This is a genomic window from Nonomuraea terrae (assembly GCF_044465245.1).
GTDB lineage: Bacteria > Actinomycetota > Actinomycetes > Streptosporangiales > Streptosporangiaceae > Nonomuraea > Nonomuraea terrae.
In genome coordinates this window covers 69,889-90,745 of record NZ_JBITLL010000004.1, presented here as the reverse complement: position 1 = coordinate 90,745, position 20,857 = coordinate 69,889, and the positions used below count along the sequence as shown (strand labels likewise).

Genomic DNA, 20,857 nt, shown 5'->3' with positions numbered 1-20,857 from the left:
GGCCTCATGGAGCCCACGGCGCCAGGTCACCCGGGCCGCCGGTCTACTCGGCGCAGCCGGCCGAGGCACCGTCATGGGCCGCCGGGGGCCGCCGACGCGGATGCGTGGCAGGACCGCCGGTCACGCAGGTCAGCGGCGTGGCGGAACCACGCGTCCAGCGATCCCGCCGGGCTGCCGAACACTGATGGGAACAGCAGCGTGCCGGCCGTCGCGGCCACAGCCGCGCCGGCGGCCACGAACCCGACGCCGGCGATCGGCCCTCCAGGACGTGGGAGAGGTGAGCGCCGTGGTCGCGAAAGCCGGCGGTGCCGCATGCCTGCCCATCGCCCGGCCCCGCCCAGCCTCGCGGGCGGGCGCGGTGGCGTGATGCCGGTGCCGGCCGGCAGGCTGGGCATCGCGCGCGGGCGCCGCGGCGCTGACGGCGGATGACGGCCGGTGGTCCCCGCCGACGAGATCGCACAGCACGTCCACGGCCGCTGGACGGACCGCCGGATTCTTGGCCAGGCAGGCCGCCACCAGCCGGCGCAGCGCGTCGGGCAGGCCGGACAGGTCGGGCTCGGCGTGCAGGACGGCGTTGAGCGTCGCCGGCACGGTACCGCCCGCGAAGGCCGGTCGGCCGGTCGCCGCGAAGACCATCGTGCCCGCCCACGAGAACATGTCGGAGGCGGGGGTGAGCGGCTGGTCGTCGAGCTGCTCCGGTGCCATGTACGCCGGCGTGCCCGCCGGCTCGGCGGAGCCGGTGGCCGCGTCCAGCGCCAACGCGATCCCGAAGTCGATCATCACGGGCCCCTCCGGGCCCATGATCACGTTGCTCGGCTTGACGTCGTGGTGCACGATCCCGGCCGCGTGGATCGAGGTCAGAGCGGTCAGCGTGGTGACCGCCAGCCGCTCCAGCCCGCTGCCGCTCCGCGGCCCGGCCTCCTTGACCAGGGCCTCCAACGACGGTCCCGGGACGTATTCGCTGATGATGTACGGACGCATCCCGGTGAAGCCGGTCTCCAGCACGCGGGCCGTGGAGAAGGCGGCCAACCGCTGGGCGATCTCCGCCTCGCGGCGGAACCGTTCCCCGGCGGGGGAGTCGGCCGCGAAGCACGGGTGCAGCATCTTGATCGCCACCTGCCGCCCACCGGGCGACTCGCCGAGGAAGACCGCGCCCTGGCCACCGTGGCCCAGCTGTCTCACCACGTGGTAGCCGCCGACGTGTGCCGGGTCTCCGGGGCCCGGCACAGGAAGATCCTGCATGGGACGTCACCTCTCCTGATCGTGCCGTGCTGCACGGTCCCGGCGGATGCCCCCGGCCTGGGTGTCGGGCGCGGTCATGGCGGGGCTCCTCCGGGAGTTACTTTTGGTCACTGATGTACTCTTCGATAACCGGTAACAGCAACGTGACCTGGTCACCTTCAGGTGACGGAGGAAGCGGGGGCCCCATGTCGCACCAGGCCGAGGCGGACAGGGTGCTGCGTTCGTTGGACAGGACGTGCCTTGAGCACGACCCGGATGTTCTCCGGTCCGTTCTGGACCGGGTCGGTGACAAGTGGAGCCTGATCCTCATCGGTTTGCTCGGCGAGGTGCCGATGCGCTTCACCGAGCTGCTGCGGACGGCGCCCGGCATCTCCCGCCGCATGCTGACGCTGACGCTGCGCGGCCTGGAGCGTGACGGGTTCGTCAAGCGGGTGGTCTATCCGGAGATCCCGCCCCGGGTCGAGTACGAGGTCACCCCGTTCGGACGCACCCTGTCCGAGCCCGTCCTGGCGCTCGCCCGGTGGACGGCCGACAACCAGGACACGATCCGCGCCAACCGCCGGGCCTTCGACAAGGCGGCCGGTCACGACACCGACGATCTCGACTGAGCCCTGGCCGGTATACCGCATGTGACCACGGTTCAGTTGAAGTTACCGATCAGCGGCGTGTACTCAGTACTCGGAAGCCACTGAGGTCGACGGCGAGCCCTGCTCGGACCGTCGGCGCACGTACGGGAGATGATCGCCATGCTTTCGCCCGCCCCCTGAGCCGATCGACGGTTCAGCGATGACCTGCCGACCGGGCAGGTGACCCGAAGTTCCGGCCGGCCGTGCCCTCACGGCGGATCAGGAACCCGGCGAGGTCCCGCTGGAACCGCCCCGAACACCCGGGGCGATCGGGCCTCTCCCGGAACCGGCGACTTCAGGCGCTCGCCGCGGACGCGCGAGCCGGCCGCCGCCGTCCCACGGTGGCGGCGTCGTGCCCGCGCAGCTCGCCGCGTGATGCTCCACGTCCTCGCCCTGGACCGCCCCAGGGCTTCCTTGGCGACCCCACATCACGGGTCGCCTGCCGTCTCACCCCTCTTCACCACCATGAACACATCCCTGTGAAAGGACCCCGATGACCCGCATCGGCATCATCCTCGGCAGCACCCGCCCCGGTCGCAGCGGCGAACAGGTGGCGCACTGGGTGCTGGAGCACGCCTCCCGGCGCACGGACGCCGCCTTCGAGCTCGTGGACCTGCTGGACTACCCGCTCCCGCACCTGGACGAGCCCATGCCGCCGGCCTACGGCCAGTACCAGAACGAGCACACCAAGGCGTGGTCCGCCAAGATCGGCTCCTACGACGGCTTTGTCATGGTGACGCCCGAGTACAACCACTCCACCTCGGGTGTGCTGAAGAACGCCATTGACTACCTGTTCGCCGAGTGGAACCACAAGGCGTTCGGCATCGTGTCCTACGGGAGCGTCGGCGGTGCCCGGGCGGCGGAGCATCTGCGGCTGATCGGCGGCGAGCTCAAGCTCGCCGCCGTGCGCACCAACGTGGCCCTGTCGCTGTTCACCGACTTCCAGGACTTCAGCAAGCTCGCGGCCGGCGAGCACCAGGTGGCCGCCCTCGCCACCATGCTCGATGAGGTGGTCGCCTGGAGCCGAGCCCTGGCTCCGCTCCGCCAGGCCGCCTGAACCCCGTGCCGGCCGGGGTCTTCCCGCACACGCCCCGGCCGGCACGGCGACCACCCGCCCGCGGAGACCGGGTGTACCGCGCCGCCCATGTCGGCGTCGGTGCCGATCCCTTCGGAACGCCACAGAGCAGGAGGAACCATGAGCGTCGCCAGGACTGAACGCCCACCATTCGAGCTGGGGCTCAACTCGTTCGGAGAGGTCGCGACGGACGGCGGGCGCGTGCTCAGCGACGCCGAGACCGTGCGCCTGCTCGTGGCGGAGGCCCGGCTCGCCGAGGCGGTGGGGCTGGACGTCTTCAGCGTCGGCGAGCACTACCGGGACGGGCACAACGACTCCGCCACCCCGGTGCTCCTCGCCGCGATCGCCACCGCCACGCGGCGCATCAGGCTCGGCACGTCGGTGACCGTGCTGAGCACGAACGACCCGGTCCGGCTGTACCACGAGTTCTCCACCCTCGACGCGGTGTCCGGCGGCCGCGCCCAGATCGTGCTCGGCCGTGCCTCCGCGACGGAGTCGTTCTCGCTGTTCGGCTACGACCTGGCGGACTACGAGCGGCTGTTCGAGGAGAAGCTCGACCTCTTCCTGCGGCTCGAACGCGAGGAGCAGGTGACCTGGTCGGGGACGGTGAGACCGCCTCTCACCGGGCAGCGGCTGCACCCCCGTATGCGGCCGGGAGGCATCCCCACCTGGATCGGCGTGGGCGGCAGCCCCGACTCCGTGCTGCGCGCCGCCCGCCACGGCCTGCCCCTCATGATGGCCGTCATCGGCGGACGGCCTGGGCGCTTCGCGAGGAACGTCGCGCTGTACCTCAAGGCGCTCGAGCGCTTCGGCCATGCCGAGTTGCCGATCGGCCAGCACTCGCTCGGCCTCGTCGCGGACACCGACGAGGAGGCCGTCGAGACCTGGTGGTCGTACTGGCAGCCCGTCGTCGCGGCGCTGGCGGCCGAGCGCGGCTTCTACGCGCCAAGCCGGGAGCGGTACGAAGCCGAGCTCGAGCACGGCGCGCTCCTCGTGGGATCGCCCGAGACGGTCGCCCGGAAGATCGTCCGGATGGCCCGCGACCTCCACCTGAGCCGCTTCGATCTCAAGTACGACATCATGCACCTTCCTCGCGACGCCCGTGCCCGCACGATCGAACTGCTCGGCCGCGAGGTCGCCCCGCGCGTACGCGAGCTGCTCGCCTCGGACACGGTCGGCTCCTGACGCCCGATCCCTCATCACACCTCGAGGAGGAAACCCAGATGAGCGACTTCCCCTCCGGGCAGGACGATGACGCCACCCGGCAGCGACGTGGAGCGACCATGAAACCCGGCGACGTTCGCACCATCGGCATCCTCGGCGCCGGCAAGGTCGGCACCGTCCTGGCCCGCCTCGCGGTCGCGGCCGGCTACCGCGTCCTGATCGCGGGCTCCGGCGAGGCCGCGCGGATCTCGTTGATCGTCGAGGTCGTCACGCCCGGCGCGACGGCGGTGACCGCGGCGCGGGCCGCGTCCGAGGCGGACGTCGTGGTGCTCGCCCTGCCACTCGGTAAGCATCGCGACGTCCCGGCCGGGGCGCTGCGGGGCAAGCTGGTGGTCGACGCGATGAACTACTGGTGGGAGATCGACGGGGTGCGCGACGACCTCACCGACCCGCGTACGTCCTCCAGCGAGATCGTCCAGGCGTTCCTTTCCGGAGCCCGGGTCGTCAAGGCCTTCAATCACCTGGGCTACCACGACCTCGAAGACGGCGCCCGTCCCGCCGGCGCCGCCGGCCGCAGCGCGATCGCCGTCGCCGGCGATGATCCGGCCGACGTCGAGGTCGTCGCCTCGATCGTGGACGCGCTCGGCTTCGACCCGGTGATCGCGGGCCCGCTCGCCGAGGGCGTCCGCCTGGAGCCGGGGACGGAGCCCTTCGGCGCGAACGTCGGCGCGGCCGAGCTGCGCGCCATGCTGGAACGTTTCCCGGAGTCGCCGCGCGGGCGCGAGGTGCTGCGCGCGCGGCGGGCACGTCCCCGGGCGGTGGAGCGCTGACATCCCGGCCTGAGTTGTGAATCTAAACTCAGGGGATAGGGTGGACTCCCGGCGTCGAGCCGAGCCAACGGCTCGGGCGTGCCTGAGCCGGCCCGCATGGCATGCCGTTCCGGCCGACATCCTGGGCATGACGCGCGCACGATGAGGAAGAACCATGGAGATCAAGGGATCAGTCGCCCTGGTGACGGGCGGAAATCGCGGTATCGGCCGCGCGTTCGCCCGCGCACTCGTCAATCACGGCGCGGCGAAGGTCTACGTCGGCGTCCGTGACCCGGCGAGCGTGCCGGATGCCGACGTCGTTCCTGTACGTCTGGACGTCACCGACGAGGAGAGCGTCGCGGCGGCCGCGGCCACCGCAGGCGACGTCTCCATCGTGATCAACAACGCGGGGGTCGGCGGTGCGAGCACCAAGCTGATGCAGGGTCCTTTCGACGGTGCTCGCCAGGCGATGGAGGTCAACTATTTCGGCACCTGGGCGGTGTCTCGGGCCTTCGCTCCCGTCCTGGCCCGTAACGGCGGGGGAGCCCTGGTCAACATGCTGTCGGTGGCGTCCTGGGCCGGTCAGCCGGAGTTCCCCGGGTATGCGGCTTCGAAGGCCGCGCAGTGGTCGCTGACGGACGCCCTGCGCAAGGCGCTGCGCGGGCAGGGAACGCTGGTGGTCGGGGTGCATGCGGGTTTCGTGGACACGGATCTCAGCGCCTGGACCGATGCGCCGAAGATCAGCCCCGGCACCGTGGCCGAGCTGACCATGGACGCTCTGATCCGTGACCGGTCCGAGGTCCTGGCCGACGAGCAGAGCCGCGCCGTCAAGGCCGCGCTGTCGGAGCCGGTCGGCGTGCCGCCCGGCCTCTGACGATCGACTCCGGGTACGCGGGGGCCTGCTTCTCCTGGACCTGTTCGAGCTGCTGGATCCGCGATGGCGGGACGGCGCCCCCTGCATGGATCTTGCGGGTCGCCGCTTTGTCCGCCTGCGAGTGGCCCCATGTCGGCCCTGCTTTTTTTTCTGGGGGCGGCGCAGTGGAATTATCGTGCATGTGGATGACAAGCATCATCCACATGCGCACGAAAGAGCATTTGACCTGGCGCTTCTTGACTCTTTGAATGATGAGAACAATTCTTGTTTGGGTATTTTCCATCACTTGCGGCAAGGAGCAGAAGCCATGTCACAGGCGTATGACCCCCGCCACACGGCCGTGCTTCTGGTCGACCCCTACAACGACTTCCTGTCAGAGGGCGGCAAGATCTGGCCGCGCGTGCAGCCCGTGGCGGAGCAGGTCGGACTGCTGGACCACCTGCGCTCCGTGATCGCGTCCGCCCGAGAGGCGAGCATGCGTGTGACGATCGTTCCGCACCGTCGCTGGGAGCCTGGCGACTACGAGACATGGGATCACCCCAACCCCACCCAGCGCGCCGTCATGGACCGGCACAGTTTCGCCCGCGGGACGTGGGGTGGGGAGTTCCACCCCGACTTCCAGCCCCAGCCCGGCGACATCGTGGCCCGGGAGCACTGGGCACAGAGCGGGTTCGCCAACACCGACCTGGACTTCCAGCTCAAGCAGCACGGCATCTCCCATGTCGTGCTCATCGGCCTGCTCGCCAACACCTGCATCGAGTCCACCGGCCGATTCGCCATGGAGCTCGGCTACCACGTCACGCTGGTGCGTGACGCCACCGCGGCGTTCCTCCCCGAGATGATGCACGCCGCGCACGAGCTGAACGGCCCCACCTTCGCCCACGCCATCACCACCACGGACAAGCTGACCGCCGCGTTCGCGGGGGCCCACGCGTGAGATGGCGAGTCCGTCGGCTGCGAAGGCCGCCTTCCATGCCTCTGCGTCGCGTTGACGGAGCTCCTCGTCCGGGGTTACGCATCCGAGCACGGCGATGAGGCCGTGGGGGAGAAGGCCTTCATCAGGAACTCGCTGTCGCCTGTGAGAGCGCGGACGTAGCCACGAGTGAACTTGCCCGGCCGGTTCTCTGAGATGTCGACGTGGGCTCGAACCGGCCGGTCCAGGGCGTGGATCGGCTGCCGGGACGGTGAGTGGCGTCACTGGTCAATGGAGCTGCAACCGCTCTGCAAGTGCGGCAAATACGGTTATGTCCGTAAGTATCTGAGCCGCGCGATCGGGTTTGTCCAGTACAGGGGCATGGGCAAGCGAAGGGGGATCACGCGGCTCAGTGCTGTCAGGGCTGTTTCGCCTGGCTGAGCCGCTCCGGGCGGACCAGGAGCGGCTCAGCGCTCCGGGCGGAGCACGAACGGGTCGAGCAGCCCGGGGACCGCCCGCGCGGCCAGGTCGAGGCCGTCGCCGCGGCCCACGTCCACCACCTCGTAGTGGCCGCGCCCGGCCGCCGTCGTCGCGCTGACGGTCAGCAGGCCGGAACGGCGCTGGAAGTACGACTCCGTGAACGTCCATCCGGAGATGCCCCGGCGCTCGAGCGCCACCGTACGGCGGACCACGGCGCCGCGGCGGGTCACGAGGTGACGGACGCCCAGCGCGTGACCGAGGCTCGCCGCGCTCGTCACGGCCGCCCACAGCCCCGCCACCAGCACCGCGGCCGGGACCAGCCACACCCACGTCCGCACGTCCTGCCACGGGAGGGCCCACCAGGCGACCCCGGCCGCCACGGCCGTCAGCGCCGTGCCCACCACCGCGCGGCTCATCCGCCTGCGCCGCGCCGCCGGCGGATGCGGCACCATGACCGCCTCCGGCGCATGCCGGACGGACGGACGCGGTTCTCCCCGCCCGTGACGGGAAGCCGGATCCGACGCCATCCGGGTGGCCGGAGGTGGTTGCGTCCGGCCATGCGGGACGGCGGGAGCGGGCGGTGGTGACCCGGGTGTCAGGCCTGGTAGGGGCTCGCCGGCGATGGCGGTGGCCAGTCGGGCGGCCAGAGGGCGGGGGAGGGGTGGGGCGAGGGCGGCGACGTCCTCGGTCTCGCCCTCGGCGGCCTCGCCCAGGCCCGTCGCGATCGCCCTGACGCGGGCCGCGCCGCCCAGCCGCAGCAGCAGCGGCTCGCCGACCTCCACCCCGCGCAGGCGGCGCTCCTCCAGCGTCAGCGAACGCGTGGTGAGCAGGCCACGGCGCAGCCGGAGCCGTCCCGGCTCCCGGTCGAGGCGGTAGCGGCCCCACGACTCCGCGAACAGCAGCGCCGCGCCCAGCACGCCCACCGCCGTGTTGACCACGAGCAGCAGCGGCACGGCCAGCAGCGGCTGCGCGGCGATCCACTCCCACAGCGCGGTCGCCGCGCGGGTGGCCAGGCTCTTGGCGCCGAACGACGTGAACACCTTGTACAGCGCCCCGAGCACCACCGCCGCCCCCGTGAAGGTCCACACCGACAGCGGCGCGTACCGCAGCCACGACCAGCGCAGCTCCGCCAGCGGCCCGCGCTCCGGCGCGTCCTCCTCCTGGCGCAGCAGCGTCCGGCGCAGCGCCTCGGCCTCGTGCCTGGCCAGCGGGTCGAGCGCCAGCTCGGTGTCGTCGCCCGCGTGCTCACCGGTGCCCACCTTGACGACGGTCAGCCCGAACATCCGGTTCACCGGGTCGGCGCGCAGGTCCACGCTGCGTACCCGCTCGCGCGGGATCGAGCGGTGACGCCGGGTGGTGACGCCCGAGAGCAGCTCCAGCCGCTCGGGGGTGAGCCGCCAGCGGGACGCGCGCAGCCGCGCCGCGTCGTACGCCACCACGGCCAGCACGATCAGCACCGCCGCCCCGGCGCAGGCGGCCGCGATGCCGGCGAACGTCCAGTCCTGTTCCGTGAGGAAACGGACGAGACCGGCCGTCGCGCCCGCCACGATCGCCAGCGACTTGACCGCGGACGCCCACAGGCTCCGCCGGGACAGCCGCCGCCATCCGTGCTCCCCGTCCGCCACGCGTTCCCCCGCGGACGTGCTCATGTGGCGTCCCCCGGGGTGGCCTGGGTGATCGCGGTGAGGCGTTCGGCCAGTTCGGCGGCCAGCTCGTGGTCCAGAGCCTCGATCTTCACCGCCCCCGCGGACGAGGCCGTGGTCACCGTGACGTCCGCCAGCCCGAACAGCCGCTGCACCGGCCCCCGCGCGGTGTCGACCCGCTGGATGCGCGACATCGGCGCCACCCGCCAGGTGTGCGTCACCCACCCCTTGCGCGTGTAGACCGCCTGATCGGTGACCTCCCATCGTTCCACCCGGTACGCGGCCCGCGGCGCCACCAGCGCCAGCGCCAGGCAGCCCGCCGCCGACACCGCGACGACCACCCCCAGCCAGAGCGGCCGGTCCGTGAAGATCCAGTACGCCGCCACCGCGGCCCCGGCCACCGGCACCATGAGGATCAGCCACTGCACCGTCCACCACGGGATCGCCCGCGGGTCGGCCTGGTTGCGCGGCGGACGCAGCGTGGTCGCGCTCAAGCCCCCTCCTTCGCCTTCTTCGCCGACTCCACCATGGCGAGCAGGACGAACCCCAGCACGCCGATCACGATGGCGCCGAACACCTCGTATCCCTTCAGGAACGGCAGGTGGTTGACCACGAGCAGGTCGTCCGCCCACCGCCACCATCCGAACAGCGTGTTCGCCAGCCCTCCTGCTCCTTGCAGGAGCAGCAGCCAGCCGAACGCCGTCAGAACCGCTTGCATGTCCCGAGCCTCGCCGCCCCGGCGGGCCGCCCGCGTCGGTCCCTGGTATCGGCCGGGACCGACTTTGGTCGCTGTCGCGGCACCCTCGGCAGGGCCTAACCTCGGTGGATGTGACGGAGCTGCGGGCGGGCGGTGGCCAGGAATACCGGTGGGCGCTGCCGTCCGTGCTGCTCGGCGACGGGCTGGAGGGCCGTCCTGTGCGGCGCTCCACGCGCGACTGGATCGTCGACGTCGCCATGTTCCTCGTGGCCTGCGGCATCACGTTCCTGTCGCTGGTGGAGATGAAGCCTCAGCCTGAGCCGCTGCTCGCGGTGGAGCAGGTGACGGGCGCGCTGGCGTGCGTGGCGGTGTGGCTGCGGCGGCGCTGGCCGGTCGCGCTCTCGCTGGTGACCGGGCTGTTGTCGTCGTACCTGGAGTTGGTGGGCGGGGCCTCGGTGGTGGCGCTGTTCACGGTGGCCGTGCACCGGCCGTTCAAGATCTCGGGGCCGGTGACGCTGCTCAATCTCTTCACGCTGGCCCCGTACGTCATGCTGCGGGCCGGCACCGACGACGAGCGCATGTGGGCGCTCGCGCTCGGCGTGACCTTCGTGCTGCTGGCGTTCGCGTGGGGCATCGTGGTCCGGGCCAGGCGGCAGCTCGTCTGGTCGCTGCGGCAGCGCGCCGACAGCGCCGCCGAGGAGGCCAAGCGGCTCGAACGCGAGCGCATCGCCAGGGAGATGCACGACGTGCTGGCGCACCGCATCTCGATGCTGAGCCTGCACGCCGGCGCCCTGGAGTTCCGGCCCGACGCGCCGCCGGACGACATCGCGAGGGCGGCCGGGGCCATCAGGACCAACGCCCACCTGGCGCTGCAGGACCTGCGCGAGGTCATCGGCGTGCTGCGCCACGCGGACCCCGCCGAGGGCGACCCGGTGCCCGACCGGCCGCAGCCGACGCTCGCCGACCTGCCCGCGCTCGTCGAGGAGTGCCGGCAGGCCGGCATGGACGTACGCCTGGACCTGCGGGCCGGCGGCGCCCCGGAGAGCCTGGGCCGCAACGTCTACCGCATCGTGCAGGAGGCGCTCACCAACGCGCGCAAGCACGCCGACGGCGCGCCGGTGACCGTCTCCGTCACGGGCGGGCCCGGCGAAGGGCTGTCGGCCGAGGTGCGCAACCCTCTCGGGGTCCGCCACGGCGCGCGCCTGCCGGGGGCCGGCGCCGGGCTCATCGGGCTGACCGAACGCGCCGAGCTGGCGGGCGGGCGGCTGGAGCACGGCCCCGCCCCCGACGGAGACTTCGTGGTACGCGCCCGGCTGCCGTGGCCGGCGCAGACGAGCGGGGAGGGCGACGCATGACGACCCCGGAGGGCCCGATCAGGCTGCTGATCGTGGACGACGACGCGATGGTGCGCGCCGGGCTGTCGATGATCCTCGGGGCCGTGGCCGACATCGAGATCGTGGCCGAGGCCGGCGACGGTGCCGAGGTGCCGCCCCTGGTGGCCGCGCACCGGCCCGACGTGGTGCTGATGGACATCCGCATGCCCGGCATCGACGGGCTCACCGCCACCGAGACCCTGCGCCGCACGTCCGCGCCGCCCGAGGTGGTGGTGCTGACCACGTTCCACGCCGACGCGCAGGTGCTGCGGGCGCTGCGCGCCGGTGCGGCGGGCTTCCTGCTGAAGGACATCGCGCCGGGCGACCTGGTGCGGGCCATCAGGAGGGTGGCGGGTGGCGAGCCGATCCTGTCGCCGGCGGTGACGCGGCAGCTCATCGCGCACGTGTCCGACGGCGGGGCCGACGATCGCGCCCAGCGCGCGCGCAGGCTCCTCGCGCGGCTCAGCGAGCGCGAGCGGGAGGTCGCGATGGCCGTGGGCCGGGGCAGGTCGAACGCCGAGATCGGGCAGGAGCTGTTCATGAGCGTGCCCACGGTCAAGGCGCACGTCTCCGGGATCCTCACCAAGCTCGATCTGAACAACCGGGTGCAGGTGGCGCTGCTCGTCTACGACGCCGCCTCATAGCCCGTCAGCGGGCGAGCAGCTCCTCCAGAGCGGCCCGGTGCAGCACGAGGTCGTCGGGGTCGGCCGGCATGGGCTGTTCGCCGAAGTGGATCCTGCGCCGCCACAGGCGGGCCATGATGACGCCGTGCCGGAGGGCGGCGTACATCTCGTAAAAATCCATGTCTCGCGGCTCGTAGCCCGTTAATTCGCGATATTTCGCGCAAACGGCGTCGCGCTGCATGAAGTCGGGCATGCCAGGAAGTCCCATGCTGACGGCGAAGTCCTGGAAGAACCGGTGCATGAAGATCATCCAGGACAGGTCCAGCTCGCGCGGCCCCACGGCGGCCATCTCCCAGTCGAGCACCGCGACCGGGGAGAAGTCGCGGAACACGATGTTGCCGATCCGGGCGTCGCCCCAGGTGAGCACGTCGGGCCCGGGGTCGTCCGGCCAGTGCGCCGCCAGCCAGTCGAAGGCCCGCTCCAGCACCGGAACGCGCAGGTCGCCGTGCGCCCAGGCGTAGTAGGCGCGCTGCGCCTCGACGTGCGCGCGCAGACCGGCGGGCCCGAACGGGGCCAGCTCCGGCCGCGCGAACGCCGTCTGGTGCAGCGCCGCCACGATCTCCACGCTCGCGTCCTGCAGCCGCCGCCGGTCCTCAGGGGAGGCGTCGTGCAGCCAGCCCCCCATCGTGTACGGCGCCACGTCCGGCGGCACCTCGCCGTCCACGCACTCCATGACCAGGAACGGCGTGCCGAGCGGCGCGGGGTCGGGCTCGAACCAGAGGGCCCGTGGTGCTGGGATCCCAGCTTTTTCCCGGGCCAGCCGCATGATCTCGAACTGCGCCCGCAGGTCGTACGAGGGGAACATGGGGACGGCCTCCAGCGCCGGCGCGAGCCGGGCCACGCAGCGGGTTTCCCGCCCGCCCCAGGCGGCGGTGAAGAAGAGGGTCTCGCTGGACAACCCGTTTCCCGACGGCCTGGACATCTCGGACACCACGGCATCGCCGCCCACCTGGGCACGGAGCCACGCTGCGGTGCGCCCGCGCAGTTCATCCAGGTCGCGGGTGGAGGTACGCATCTGTTCCGTCACTTCATGTCTCCCGGCTGGACATCCGTCCTTCGACAGTCGTACATCGGCGAAGGAAAGCGATCAAGCGCTTGTCCAGACCGGAGTGACCGTTACGGTCAGGTACGCAACAGCCGTACCCTTGTCTGAAAGGGCATGTCACGAAGGGACAAGTGGGATGAGTTCAGCGGGTGAAGGCCTGGCTCGCCCGCTTCCCGAGCCGGTCCGGCTCAACGTCGTCGACCTGGCGTCCCAGGTCCTCAGCTCGATGCCGGCGGCCCTCATCCCGCCGCCCTTGCGCGGCATCGCCAAGTTCGACCCCCGCAAGCGCGCCAAGCTGGGCAGCGCCCCGATAGCGGCGCAACTGGAGAACGACAAGAAGTTCCGCGAGCTGGTCGCCGAGTCGGTGGAGTCCGGCTGGCCCGAGCTGGTCGCGTCCCTGGCGGAGGGCAACGTCCCGCCCGCCGCCGACCCGGTGCTCGTGGCCGCGGCCGCCTACCTCACCCGGCCGCCGGGCTGGGCCGAGATGATCGAGATGGCCCGCGCCGACCTGGAGCGGTCGGCCGTGGCCGCCGAGGGCTCCGAGCGCGAGGAGGCCGTCACGCGGCTGCGCGAGCAGCTCGCCGCCCAGAAGAGCGCCGCGAAGGAGGAGTCCGACCGGCTGCGCGAGCAGCTCAAGGTGGCCCGCGCGGAGAACTCCGAGCTGCGCCGCAAGCTGCACGAGGCCCGCGAGCGAGCGAAGGCCGCCGTGCGCCGGGCCGAGGAGATGGAGCAGGCGGCGGAGGAGGCCAGGTCGGCCGCCTCGGCCGCGGGCAGTGCCGGCGAGTCAGAGCTGCGCCGCCTGCGCGAGCGGCTGGCGGACGTGGAGCGGCAGCTGGAGGCCTCGCGCCGGGCCGCGCGTGAGGGCAGGTCCATCGAGGACGCCCGCATCCGCGTGCTGCTCGACGCCCTGCAGGACGCCTCGGCCGGGCTCCGCCGCGAGCTGGCCCTGCCCACGACGATCAGCCGGCCGGCCGACTCCGTCGTGGCGGTCACCGGCGAGCGTCCCGGCGTGCGCGGGGTCCCGGCCCGGGCGCTGGCCGACGACGATCCGCAGCTGCTCGACCAGCTTCTGGCGCTGCCCCAGGTGCACCTGATCATCGACGGCTACAACGTCACCAAGTCCGGCTACGGCACGCTCACCCTCGCCGACCAGCGCAACCGGCTGATGACCTCGCTCGGCGGGCTGGTGGCGCAGACCGGGGTCGAGGTCACGGCCGTCTTCGACGGCGCCGAGCTGAACGCCCCCGTGCAGGTGGTGAAGCCCCGAGGGGTGCGCGTGTTGTTCAGCGAGCCGGGGGAGACCGCCGACGATCTCATCCGTCAGCTCGTCCGCGCCGAGCCGCCGGGCAGGGCCATCGCCGTGGTGTCGTCCGACCGGGAGGTGGCCGAGTCGGTCCGGCGCATGGGAGCCAGACCCGTTCCGTCGGGTTTGCTGCTGCGCAGGCTCGGCCGCGCCTAGATTGCGAATTGGTACGTTCGGCTGAGCCTCACGTGCCACTTCTGTACTATTCGCCCCAGATGTAATCCCTGGGAGGCGAAACAGTGAGGTTTGGCCGGGTGCCGGTTGCCGCGGGTCTAGCGTTCGGGCTGGTGGTGACCCCGATGGGAGTGGCCGTCGCCGATCCCAGACCCACCCTCAGTCAGGCCAAGGCCAAACTCGACAAGCTCAACGAGCGGGCCGACAAGGTGGTCGACCGGTTCAACACCGCCAACGAGCGCTACAAGAAGGCCAAGACCGGCTACTCCAAGCTGAACGACAGCTACAAGCGCAAGCTGGAGACGGTCGCCGACCTGCGCGCCCAGGTGGTCGGCATGGCCGTCGACAGCTACAAACTCGGTAACGACGTCACGTCCTGGCCGGGCCTGGTCGGGGCCGACAACCCCGACGCGGTGCTGAACGGCCTCGCGGTGGCCGGGCAGCTGGCCCAGGAGCGGGCGCAGAAGCTGGCGGCGTTCGACCGCGAGAACCGCGGGCTGAAGATCGAGCGCGACAAGGCGGAGGACGCGCTCCAGGAGGCCGACAAGGAGCGGGACGCGGTCGAGAAGGAGCGCAAGGAGATCCTCAGCCTGATCAAGGAGCAGAAGAAGCTCCTGGATCGGCTCGGGGCCTACAACCCCGGCAACCCCAACAGCACCGGGATCAAGTACACCGGCCCGGCGTCGGGGAGCGCGGCCGCGGTGCTGCGGTTCGCGTACGCGCAGGTGGGCAAGCCGTACGTCTACGGCGGGACGGGGCCGGGCGGCTACGACTGCTCAGGGCTGACCCAGAAGGCGTGGGCGGCGGCGGGGGTCTCGCTGCCGCGTACGACGTGGCAGCAGTGGTCGTGGGGCGCCAGCCGCCGAGTCTCCCTGGACGCCCTCCAGCCCGGGGACCTGATCTTCAGCGAGGGGCTCGGGCACGTCAGCATCTATGCGGGCAACGGGAAGATCGTCCACGCGCCGCAGACGGGCGACGTCGTCAAGGTCGTCAATCTCTCCGACTACGGCCGCTCCCTCTACGGCGCCGTCCGCCCGTAACCCCGCTCGCCTCGCGGCCTCGGCCGCGAGGCGACCTCGCCTCTCTCACCGGTGCCGTCTTCTTTCCTACACGGCTGCGCCAAGTGGGCCCCGCCCGCCGTCGCCACCCTGAGGACCCTCCAGGGAGACGCACCTCCGCCTCACCGGCGCACCGCCGTGACGCACGCCTCCTTGCCCCGCCCCTTCCGCTACCCGTGGCCGTCGAGATCGGCGAGGAGGTCGTCGAGGGCCTTCCCGAGGGCTGCGGAGTTGGCCGGGGTGAACCAGGTGGTCCGGATGCGTTCGTTGCTTCCGCCCGGGGTCTCGTGGTCGGCCGCGAGCCGGTGCAGGGAACGGCTCTCGTCGCTCAGGGAGCGCCCGACGCCCTGGAAGAGACCGCGGACGTAGGCGTCCGCGTCGCCGGAGGCGATGCCGTGCCCGACGGCCCACGACGTGAGCGCGGCGAGGTACGAGTAGTGGGTGGTCAGCGTCCCCGTCAGCGCGGAGAAGACGTTGAAGGCCGCCTCGTCCTCGACGGGGAGCACCCCGCCCAGGTGTTCGAAGACAGAGCTCACCACCGGGTGCGACGGGCACGTCACCGTGACGGAGCGCCGTTCGCGTACGGCGGGCAAGGGGATGGCCCGTACCAGCGGGGCGTCGGTGGCCAGTGTCCGGCGCAGGTCGTCGTTGCCGACGCCGGCCATCACGTTGACCACCACCTTGTCGCCGTCCACCCGCAAGCCGGCGAGTGCTTCGTGCCGGTCCTGGCGGCGCACGGCGATGATCACCACCTCCGAGCGGTCCACCACCTCCTGGTTGTCGGCGCACACCTGTACGCCCTCGTGGCGCGCCGACAGCTCCGCGGCCGTGCGGGCTCCCCGGGGGGAGAGGAAGACCTCTGGTGGCTTGTCACCCCCGTCGCACAGGCCCGTCACGATGGCCCGGCCGATCTCGCCCACCCCGATGACGCCGATGCGCTTCACTGCGGCTGCCTCCATGCTGCGTGGTGTCCTGAGCCATTGTGGTCCAGGCCGCGACCGAGCCGCTCGGCAGGTGACCCGCTGAACAGCGCCCAAAAGGGCGGCTTCGGACCGTTCCTTCGGTCTTATGTGTGATCACGGTCACGTGGAGGCGGGGCAGTGAGGCCGATGGGAATCCGGGTCGCGGAAACCGATCGCTGCGAGTGATCGGCCCGGTTGGAGCGGTCCCGGATCGCCGAGGGCAAGCCTTGTGACAGATGTGACTTGAGTGACAATTGGTACCTGACAAAAGGTCTCGTTCGGAAGTGTGAGAAGGGTCACATTTAGGTAACAGAGCCTGGGGCTCCAGCAGGGGTTTCGCACCTTACTGACCCCATTGATTGATCTTTACAAGCTGACTGACCCTTTGCCGATTTTTGACCTGCGAAGTAGCTTCTGGCGTCGTCGCGGTGGACAAGCCATGTCGCCGCGAATCCGCATCGGTCCCTCCCGATGTGAGAGAAGAACCCTCCGCCGGTCGCCCCCGGTATCCCCATCTCGAAGATCGGGCGGCGGCCTGCCGAATCCGTGCAGCCAGGAGGCACGGAGCCGGGGAACCAGCGATCCCACGTCCCCTAGGGATCAGGGGTGAATCGGCGTGCCATCACGCCGTAGGGCGATCTTCCAGGCCCGAATCCGTCAGCTAACCCGGTAGGCGTTCGTGGAAGACCCAAGGAGAAATCCTGTCTACAACCCTGCAGAACCCCCGCCTGTCCCGTCTCGTCCTGAGTGGCGCTGCGCTCACGGTGTCCGTGGCGGCCGGAGGTCTGGTCCTCCATGCCCCGGCGGCCCAGGCGGCGACGGCGACGAGTGAATCGGCTGACTCCTCGGCCCGGGCGGCGACGACCGCCCGTACCGCGAAGTCGGCCACGGCCGCCCGCAAGGCGGTCAGGATGGCCCGGCAGCAGGCGAAGGCCCACAGGGCCGTGGCAGTGGCGAAGAGCCAGATCGGTGACCCGTATCGGTACGGCGGCACAGGGCCTGGTTCGTTCGACTGCTCCGGTCTCGTCCAGTACGCCTGGAAGAAGGCCGGAGTGAAGCTCCCGCGCGTGACGAACACCCAGTTCGCCCGCGTCAGGACGAAGGTCTCGTGGCGCGATCTGAAGCCCGGTGACCTGATGTTCTTCAGCGGGCTCGGCCACGTGGGCATGTACGTCGGCAAGGGCAAGATGATCCACTCGCCTCGGACAGGCGAACGGGTGCGCATCGACAAGCTGGGCGGATGGCGCAAGTCGTCGTTCGTCGGCGCGGTCCGTCCCGGCCTGTGAGGAAGCCCCGCCCGGATTCTGGGAGTCCCCCTCCCCGGAGCCGGGCGGGGCTCTTGCACGTCCACGGGGGTTACCATCGGGCATCATGTCCGAGCAGGTGAGCCGGCGGGCCGCGATGACGGGCCTCCTGCTCCTCGTCTTCGCCTCCGGCGGCGCCCCGGCCGCCGACACCCCGATCCTTCCCCCCGAGCTGCGCGGCCTGTGGCCGGACACCGCGGTCGTGAGCCGCGGCATCCGCTCCACCGTCGCCGGCCACCGCACAGACCCAGCCGTGCTGGCCGAGGTGGCCCGCAGGGCCGACACGGCGGCGCAGCGCGTCTCGGCCGTGCTCGGCGGGCCCGTACGCCCCCTGGTCGCCGTGCCGGCCTCCGCCCGCGAGGCCGCCGCGCTGGCCGGAGCGGCCCGCCTCGACGGGCTCGCGGCGGTCGCCGACGGCCGGCGCGTGATCGTCGTGCCCGAGGCGTTCGCCACCCTCAACCCCATCGGCAAGGACGTCGTCCTCGCCCACGAGCTCACCCACGTCGTCGCCGGAACGGACGGCGTGCCGCCCTGGCTCAGGGAAGGATTCGCCGACTACGTGGGCTACCGCGACGCCGGGCTCCCCGTGGCGACGGCCGCCGCCGAACTGGCGGCCGAGGTCCGCGCCGGACGCCTCCCGAACGCTTTGCCCGAGCCTGCGGCATTCGCCGCCGACGGGCGTGACCCCGGCCGTCTCGCGCGGGCGTACCAGGAGGCCTGGCTGGCGTGTCGCTTCCTCGCCGACAGGTTCGGTGAGGCCACCCTGGTGAGGCTCTACCGTGAGGCCCGCGCGGCCGGCGTCGGTCCGGCGCTCGCCGCGGTGGGTCTGTCCGTCGCCACACTGACGGAACGGTGGCGCGCGTACGTACGGGACCTGCTCGTATGAAGGGGAGGCAGATGAGCGAACGACAGGACGGTGACCGCACCGTGGACGCCGCTGAACCGGCGGGGGCTTCGAACCAGGATGCATCTGATCAAAGTAGACCGGATCGGGATGGACCTGCCCAGGGGGCGTCGCGAGATGGTGGGGAGGTGTCCGTGGCGGAAGACGACCTGCGGGCCGGCGGCGCCGACCCGTACGACGGGCGTTTGAGGCGCCAGGCGGCCGTGGCGCTGGTCCTGCTCGGCCTCGTGACCGTGGCCGCGGCGGCCCTCACGACGCCCTGGCGGGTGCTGACCGGAGGCCCGCCCGATCCGGACCGCGACTTCACGGTCGCCCAGATCACCAGGGCGCAGGCGTTCGACGCCGCCGTCAGCCTGTCGAGCTACCTGTCGCTGGCGATCACCCTCGTCTTCGCCGGCGTCCTCGTCGCCACCCCCTTCGGCGCCCACGTGCTGGCCCGGCTGAAGGGCCCCTGGTGGCTGCGGGTGATCCTGGGCGTCGTCGTGCTCACGGCGATCGTGGAGCTGCTCCGCTGGCCCCTGGGCGTCTGGGCCGAGACACTGATGCGCGACTACGGCCTGTCCACCCAAGACTGGGGGAGCTGGACGGCCGACCGGCTCAAGAACCTCGCCGTGGAGGTGTTCCTGACCTCCCTGATGCTGGTCGCGCTCGTGGCGCTGGCCCGCAAGGTGCGGCGGTGGTGGATCCCGGCCGCGGCGGGCGCGTTCGCGCTGACGGTGGCGGCGTCGTTCGTGTACCCGGTGGTGTTCGAGCCGCTGTTCAACGACTTCACCTCCATGCGGCAGGGCCCGCTGCGGACGAACCTCATGGCCATGGCCGAGCGCGACGGCGTGCCCGTCGAGGACGTCCTCGTGGCCGACGCCTCCCGCCGGACGACGGCGCTCAACGCGTACGTGTCCGGCTTCGGCGCCACCCGCAGGATCGTCGTCTACGACACGCTGCTGCGCGCCCCGCAGCCCGAGATCGAGCTCGTCGTCGCCCACGAGCTGGGCCACGCCAAGAAGGACGACGTGCTGCACGGCACGCTGATCGGCGGCCTCGGCGCGGCGCTCGGCGCGATCCTGCTGTACCTCGTCTTCGGCGCCCTGCGGCGGCGTACCGGCGTCACCTCGGTCGCCGACCCCCGGGCGGTCGGCGCCGTCATGGGCCTGATGACCCTCGGCTCGCTGCTCATGAGCCCTGCCCAGAACCTGCTCAGCCGCCACATCGAGGCCAGGGCCGACGTGCACGCGCTCGACCTGACCCGCGACCCGGCCACGTTCGTCGCCATGCAGAGACGCCTGGCCGTCACCAACATTTCGGATTTGTCGCCGGATGCGATGGAATATCTGCTCTATGCCTCCCATCCGTCCAGCCCGGAACGCATCGCGATGGCCCGCGCCTGGGCGAAGCTGAACGGCGTCCCAGTGCCGTGACAGGGCCAGTGCCGGCTGCCATGTCGAACGTGCTCATCGTCACGAACGACTTCCCGCCCCGCCCGGGCGGCATCCAGTCGTTCGTGCACGGGCTCGCGCTGCGCACGCCCGGCGTGGCCGTCTACGCCCCCGCCTGGCCGGGCTGCGCCGAGTTCGACCGGCGCCAGCCGTACCGGATCGTGCGTCATCCGACGCGGCTCATGCTGCCCACCCCGGCCGTCGCCCGGACGGCGGCCGGGCTGGTGGCCGAGCACCGCGCCGGGACCGTGGTGTTCGGCGCGGCAGCGCCGCTCGGCCTGCTGGCGCCGGCGCTGCGCCGGGCGGGCGCGCGGCGCGTGGTGATGCTCACCCACGGCCACGAGGCGTCATGGGCGAGCGCCCCCGGCTTCCGCGCCGTGCTGCGCCGGATCGGCGGGCACGCCGACGTGGTGACGTACCTGGGGGAATACACCCGCGCGCGCCTGGCGGCGGTGATCCCGCCCGCCAAGCTCGTCCGTCTCGCGCCCGGCGTGGACGCCGGGCAGTTCCACCCGGGCGCGGCCAAGGCCGAGCTGGGCCTGGACGGCCGGCCCGTGGTGCTGTGCGTCTCGCGCCTGGTGCCGCGCAAGGGCCAGGACCGGCTCATCCAGGCCTGGCCGCGGGTGCTGCGCTCGGTGCCGGACGCCGTGCTGCTGCTCGTGGGCGGCGGCCCGTACCGCGGGAGCCTGGAGCGGCTGGCCGGCGGGCGGGAGTCGATCAGGTTCACCGGCACCGTCCCGGCGGCCGCGCTGCCGGGCTACTACGCGGCGGCCGACGTGTTCGCGATGCCGTGCCGTACCCGGTGGCGCGGGGTCGACGTGGAAGGGCTCGGGATCGTGTTCCTGGAGGCGTCCGCGTCCGGGCTGCCGGTGGTGGCGGGCGCCTCCGGCGGCGCGCCCGACGCGGTGCGGCCCGGCGAGACCGGGCTCGTGGTCGACGGCGAGGACGCGGACGAGATCGCCCAGGCCGTCGTCGAGCTGCTCACCGACCCGGCGAAGGCCCGCAAGATGGGCGCGGCCGGCCGCGAGTGGATCACCGGCGAGTGGGCGTGGGAGCGCGTCGCCGCCCGATTCCACGCCCTTCTCTGACCGGCCT

General features: G+C 71.8%; 20 protein-coding genes and 1 riboswitch. Of the genes, 14 read left to right on the top strand and 6 right to left on the bottom strand.

All coding sequences use genetic code 11. The annotated features are described in order from the left end of the window. Nucleotides 1-129: 129 nt before the first annotated feature. Entirely contained in the window at nucleotides 130-1,242 is a 1,113-nt protein-coding gene (locus ACIBP6_RS18520) for a serine/threonine-protein kinase (protein ID WP_397053591.1), read from the bottom strand. A gap of 185 nt (nucleotides 1,243-1,427) precedes the next feature. Here ACIBP6_RS18520 and ACIBP6_RS18515 point away from each other — a divergent pair, with 185 nt between their 5' ends. The 6 genes from ACIBP6_RS18515 to ACIBP6_RS18490 all read left to right on the top strand — a co-directional run bounded on the left by ACIBP6_RS18515 (nucleotide 1,428) and on the right by ACIBP6_RS18490 (nucleotide 6,727). Next, complete coding sequence (locus tag ACIBP6_RS18515; protein WP_132616410.1) at nucleotides 1,428-1,850, top strand: winged helix-turn-helix transcriptional regulator; 423 nt, start codon at nucleotides 1,428-1,430, stop codon at nucleotides 1,848-1,850. A gap of 511 nt (nucleotides 1,851-2,361) precedes the next feature. Continuing rightward, on the top strand, nucleotides 2,362-2,925 hold the full coding sequence (locus ACIBP6_RS18510) for an NADPH-dependent FMN reductase (RefSeq protein WP_397053589.1): 564 nt from the start codon (nucleotides 2,362-2,364) through the stop codon (nucleotides 2,923-2,925). A gap of 138 nt (nucleotides 2,926-3,063) precedes the next feature. Continuing rightward, entirely contained in the window at nucleotides 3,064-4,128 is a 1,065-nt protein-coding gene (locus tag ACIBP6_RS18505) for an LLM class flavin-dependent oxidoreductase (RefSeq protein ID WP_397053587.1), read from the top strand. A 38-nt stretch (nucleotides 4,129-4,166) separates the two neighbouring features. After that, entirely contained in the window at nucleotides 4,167-4,937 is a 771-nt protein-coding gene (locus ACIBP6_RS18500) for an NADPH-dependent F420 reductase (protein ID WP_397053585.1), read from the top strand. Between the two features lie 154 nt (nucleotides 4,938-5,091). Further along, nucleotides 5,092-5,790, top strand: coding sequence for an SDR family oxidoreductase (locus ACIBP6_RS18495; RefSeq protein ID WP_397053583.1), 699 nt, complete (start codon nucleotides 5,092-5,094; stop codon nucleotides 5,788-5,790). Between the two features lie 307 nt (nucleotides 5,791-6,097). After that, complete coding sequence (locus tag ACIBP6_RS18490; RefSeq protein ID WP_397053581.1) at nucleotides 6,098-6,727, top strand: cysteine hydrolase; 630 nt, start codon at nucleotides 6,098-6,100, stop codon at nucleotides 6,725-6,727. A gap of 443 nt (nucleotides 6,728-7,170) precedes the next feature. On the opposite strand, the gene ACIBP6_RS18485 is transcribed toward ACIBP6_RS18490, so the two are convergent. From ACIBP6_RS18485 to ACIBP6_RS18475, 3 genes are read right to left on the bottom strand one after another with little or no spacing between them, the layout of a single operon-like run. Then, on the bottom strand, nucleotides 7,171-8,832 hold the full coding sequence (locus ACIBP6_RS18485) for a PH domain-containing protein (protein ID WP_397053579.1): 1,662 nt from the start codon (nucleotides 8,830-8,832) through the stop codon (nucleotides 7,171-7,173). After that, nucleotides 8,829-9,320, bottom strand: coding sequence for a PH domain-containing protein (locus ACIBP6_RS18480; protein WP_397053577.1), 492 nt, complete (start codon nucleotides 9,318-9,320; stop codon nucleotides 8,829-8,831). The genes ACIBP6_RS18485 and ACIBP6_RS18480 overlap by 4 nt, the downstream gene beginning before the upstream one ends. Further along, a complete protein-coding gene (locus tag ACIBP6_RS18475) occupies nucleotides 9,317-9,544 on the bottom strand; it encodes a hypothetical protein (RefSeq protein ID WP_397053575.1) in 228 nt (75 codons plus the stop codon). Before ACIBP6_RS18475 ends, ACIBP6_RS18480 begins: the two co-directional genes overlap by 4 nt. Before the next feature lie 110 nt (nucleotides 9,545-9,654). Between ACIBP6_RS18475 and ACIBP6_RS18470 the strand changes: the two genes are divergently transcribed. Then, the gene (locus ACIBP6_RS18470; RefSeq protein WP_397053573.1) at nucleotides 9,655-10,878 is read left to right on the top strand and encodes a sensor histidine kinase; all 1,224 of its coding nucleotides are present in this window, start codon (nucleotides 9,655-9,657) and stop codon (nucleotides 10,876-10,878) included. After that, a complete protein-coding gene (locus ACIBP6_RS18465) occupies nucleotides 10,875-11,540 on the top strand; it encodes a response regulator (RefSeq protein ID WP_397053571.1) in 666 nt (221 codons plus the stop codon). Before ACIBP6_RS18470 ends, ACIBP6_RS18465 begins: the two co-directional genes overlap by 4 nt. Nucleotides 11,541-11,544: 4 nt before the next feature. Here ACIBP6_RS18465 and ACIBP6_RS18460 read toward each other — a convergent pair whose 3' ends face one another. After that, complete coding sequence (locus ACIBP6_RS18460) at nucleotides 11,545-12,606, bottom strand: phosphotransferase family protein (RefSeq protein WP_397053569.1); 1,062 nt, start codon at nucleotides 12,604-12,606, stop codon at nucleotides 11,545-11,547. A 154-nt stretch (nucleotides 12,607-12,760) separates the two neighbouring features. On the opposite strand from ACIBP6_RS18460, the gene ACIBP6_RS18455 reads away from it, so the two are divergent. Together ACIBP6_RS18455 and ACIBP6_RS18450 are read left to right on the top strand one after the other, a co-directional pair. Further along, on the top strand, nucleotides 12,761-14,083 hold the full coding sequence (locus ACIBP6_RS18455; protein WP_132612820.1) for an NYN domain-containing protein: 1,323 nt from the start codon (nucleotides 12,761-12,763) through the stop codon (nucleotides 14,081-14,083). Between the two features lie 131 nt (nucleotides 14,084-14,214). Continuing rightward, the gene (locus ACIBP6_RS18450) at nucleotides 14,215-15,141 is read left to right on the top strand and encodes a C40 family peptidase (RefSeq protein ID WP_397053567.1); all 927 of its coding nucleotides are present in this window, start codon (nucleotides 14,215-14,217) and stop codon (nucleotides 15,139-15,141) included. Between the two features lie 188 nt (nucleotides 15,142-15,329). On the opposite strand, the gene ACIBP6_RS18445 is transcribed toward ACIBP6_RS18450, so the two are convergent. Further along, the gene (locus ACIBP6_RS18445; RefSeq protein WP_397053565.1) at nucleotides 15,330-16,103 is read right to left on the bottom strand and encodes an NAD(P)-binding domain-containing protein; all 774 of its coding nucleotides are present in this window, start codon (nucleotides 16,101-16,103) and stop codon (nucleotides 15,330-15,332) included. Between the two features lie 544 nt (nucleotides 16,104-16,647). Further along, nucleotides 16,648-16,812: riboswitch (cyclic di-AMP (ydaO/yuaA leader) on the top strand. A gap of 79 nt (nucleotides 16,813-16,891) precedes the next feature. On the opposite strand from ACIBP6_RS18445, the gene ACIBP6_RS18440 reads away from it, so the two are divergent. The 4 genes from ACIBP6_RS18440 (at nucleotide 16,892) to ACIBP6_RS18425 (ending at nucleotide 20,850) form a co-directional block, all read left to right on the top strand. Then, on the top strand, nucleotides 16,892-17,407 hold the full coding sequence (locus ACIBP6_RS18440) for a C40 family peptidase (protein WP_397053563.1): 516 nt from the start codon (nucleotides 16,892-16,894) through the stop codon (nucleotides 17,405-17,407). A gap of 85 nt (nucleotides 17,408-17,492) precedes the next feature. Continuing rightward, the gene (locus ACIBP6_RS18435) at nucleotides 17,493-18,311 is read left to right on the top strand and encodes a hypothetical protein (RefSeq protein ID WP_397053561.1); all 819 of its coding nucleotides are present in this window, start codon (nucleotides 17,493-17,495) and stop codon (nucleotides 18,309-18,311) included. A 152-nt stretch (nucleotides 18,312-18,463) separates the two neighbouring features. Continuing rightward, nucleotides 18,464-19,744 (top strand): M48 family metallopeptidase, encoded by a 1,281-nt coding sequence (locus ACIBP6_RS18430; RefSeq protein ID WP_397053559.1) that lies wholly within the window; start codon nucleotides 18,464-18,466, stop codon nucleotides 19,742-19,744. A 20-nt stretch (nucleotides 19,745-19,764) separates the two neighbouring features. Further along, nucleotides 19,765-20,850 carry a glycosyltransferase family 4 protein gene (locus ACIBP6_RS18425; protein WP_397053557.1) on the top strand — a complete coding sequence of 362 codons (1,086 nt, stop codon included), beginning with the start codon at nucleotides 19,765-19,767 and terminating at the stop codon, nucleotides 20,848-20,850. Nucleotides 20,851-20,857 lie beyond the last annotated feature (7 nt).

What these genes read in the sequence shown, in the direction of transcription:
- ACIBP6_RS18520 (WP_397053591.1), bottom strand. Translation starts at nt 1,242, where the DNA reads ATGCAGGATCTTCCTGTGCCGGGCCCCGGAGACCCGGCACACGTCGGC.
- ACIBP6_RS18515 (WP_132616410.1), top strand. Translation starts at nt 1,428, where the DNA reads ATGTCGCACCAGGCCGAGGCGGACAGGGTGCTGCGTTCGTTGGACAGG.
- ACIBP6_RS18510 (WP_397053589.1), top strand. Translation starts at nt 2,362, where the DNA reads ATGACCCGCATCGGCATCATCCTCGGCAGCACCCGCCCCGGTCGCAGC.
- ACIBP6_RS18505 (WP_397053587.1), top strand. Translation starts at nt 3,064, where the DNA reads ATGAGCGTCGCCAGGACTGAACGCCCACCATTCGAGCTGGGGCTCAAC.
- ACIBP6_RS18500 (WP_397053585.1), top strand. Translation starts at nt 4,167, where the DNA reads ATGAGCGACTTCCCCTCCGGGCAGGACGATGACGCCACCCGGCAGCGA.
- ACIBP6_RS18495 (WP_397053583.1), top strand. Translation starts at nt 5,092, where the DNA reads ATGGAGATCAAGGGATCAGTCGCCCTGGTGACGGGCGGAAATCGCGGT.
- ACIBP6_RS18490 (WP_397053581.1), top strand. Translation starts at nt 6,098, where the DNA reads ATGTCACAGGCGTATGACCCCCGCCACACGGCCGTGCTTCTGGTCGAC.
- ACIBP6_RS18485 (WP_397053579.1), bottom strand. Translation starts at nt 8,832, where the DNA reads ATGAGCACGTCCGCGGGGGAACGCGTGGCGGACGGGGAGCACGGATGG.
- ACIBP6_RS18475 (WP_397053575.1), bottom strand. Translation starts at nt 9,544, where the DNA reads ATGCAAGCGGTTCTGACGGCGTTCGGCTGGCTGCTGCTCCTGCAAGGA.
- ACIBP6_RS18465 (WP_397053571.1), top strand. Translation starts at nt 10,875, where the DNA reads ATGACGACCCCGGAGGGCCCGATCAGGCTGCTGATCGTGGACGACGAC.
- ACIBP6_RS18455 (WP_132612820.1), top strand. Translation starts at nt 12,761, where the DNA reads ATGAGTTCAGCGGGTGAAGGCCTGGCTCGCCCGCTTCCCGAGCCGGTC.
- ACIBP6_RS18435 (WP_397053561.1), top strand. Translation starts at nt 17,493, where the DNA reads ATGTCCGAGCAGGTGAGCCGGCGGGCCGCGATGACGGGCCTCCTGCTC.
- ACIBP6_RS18425 (WP_397053557.1), top strand. Translation starts at nt 19,765, where the DNA reads ATGTCGAACGTGCTCATCGTCACGAACGACTTCCCGCCCCGCCCGGGC.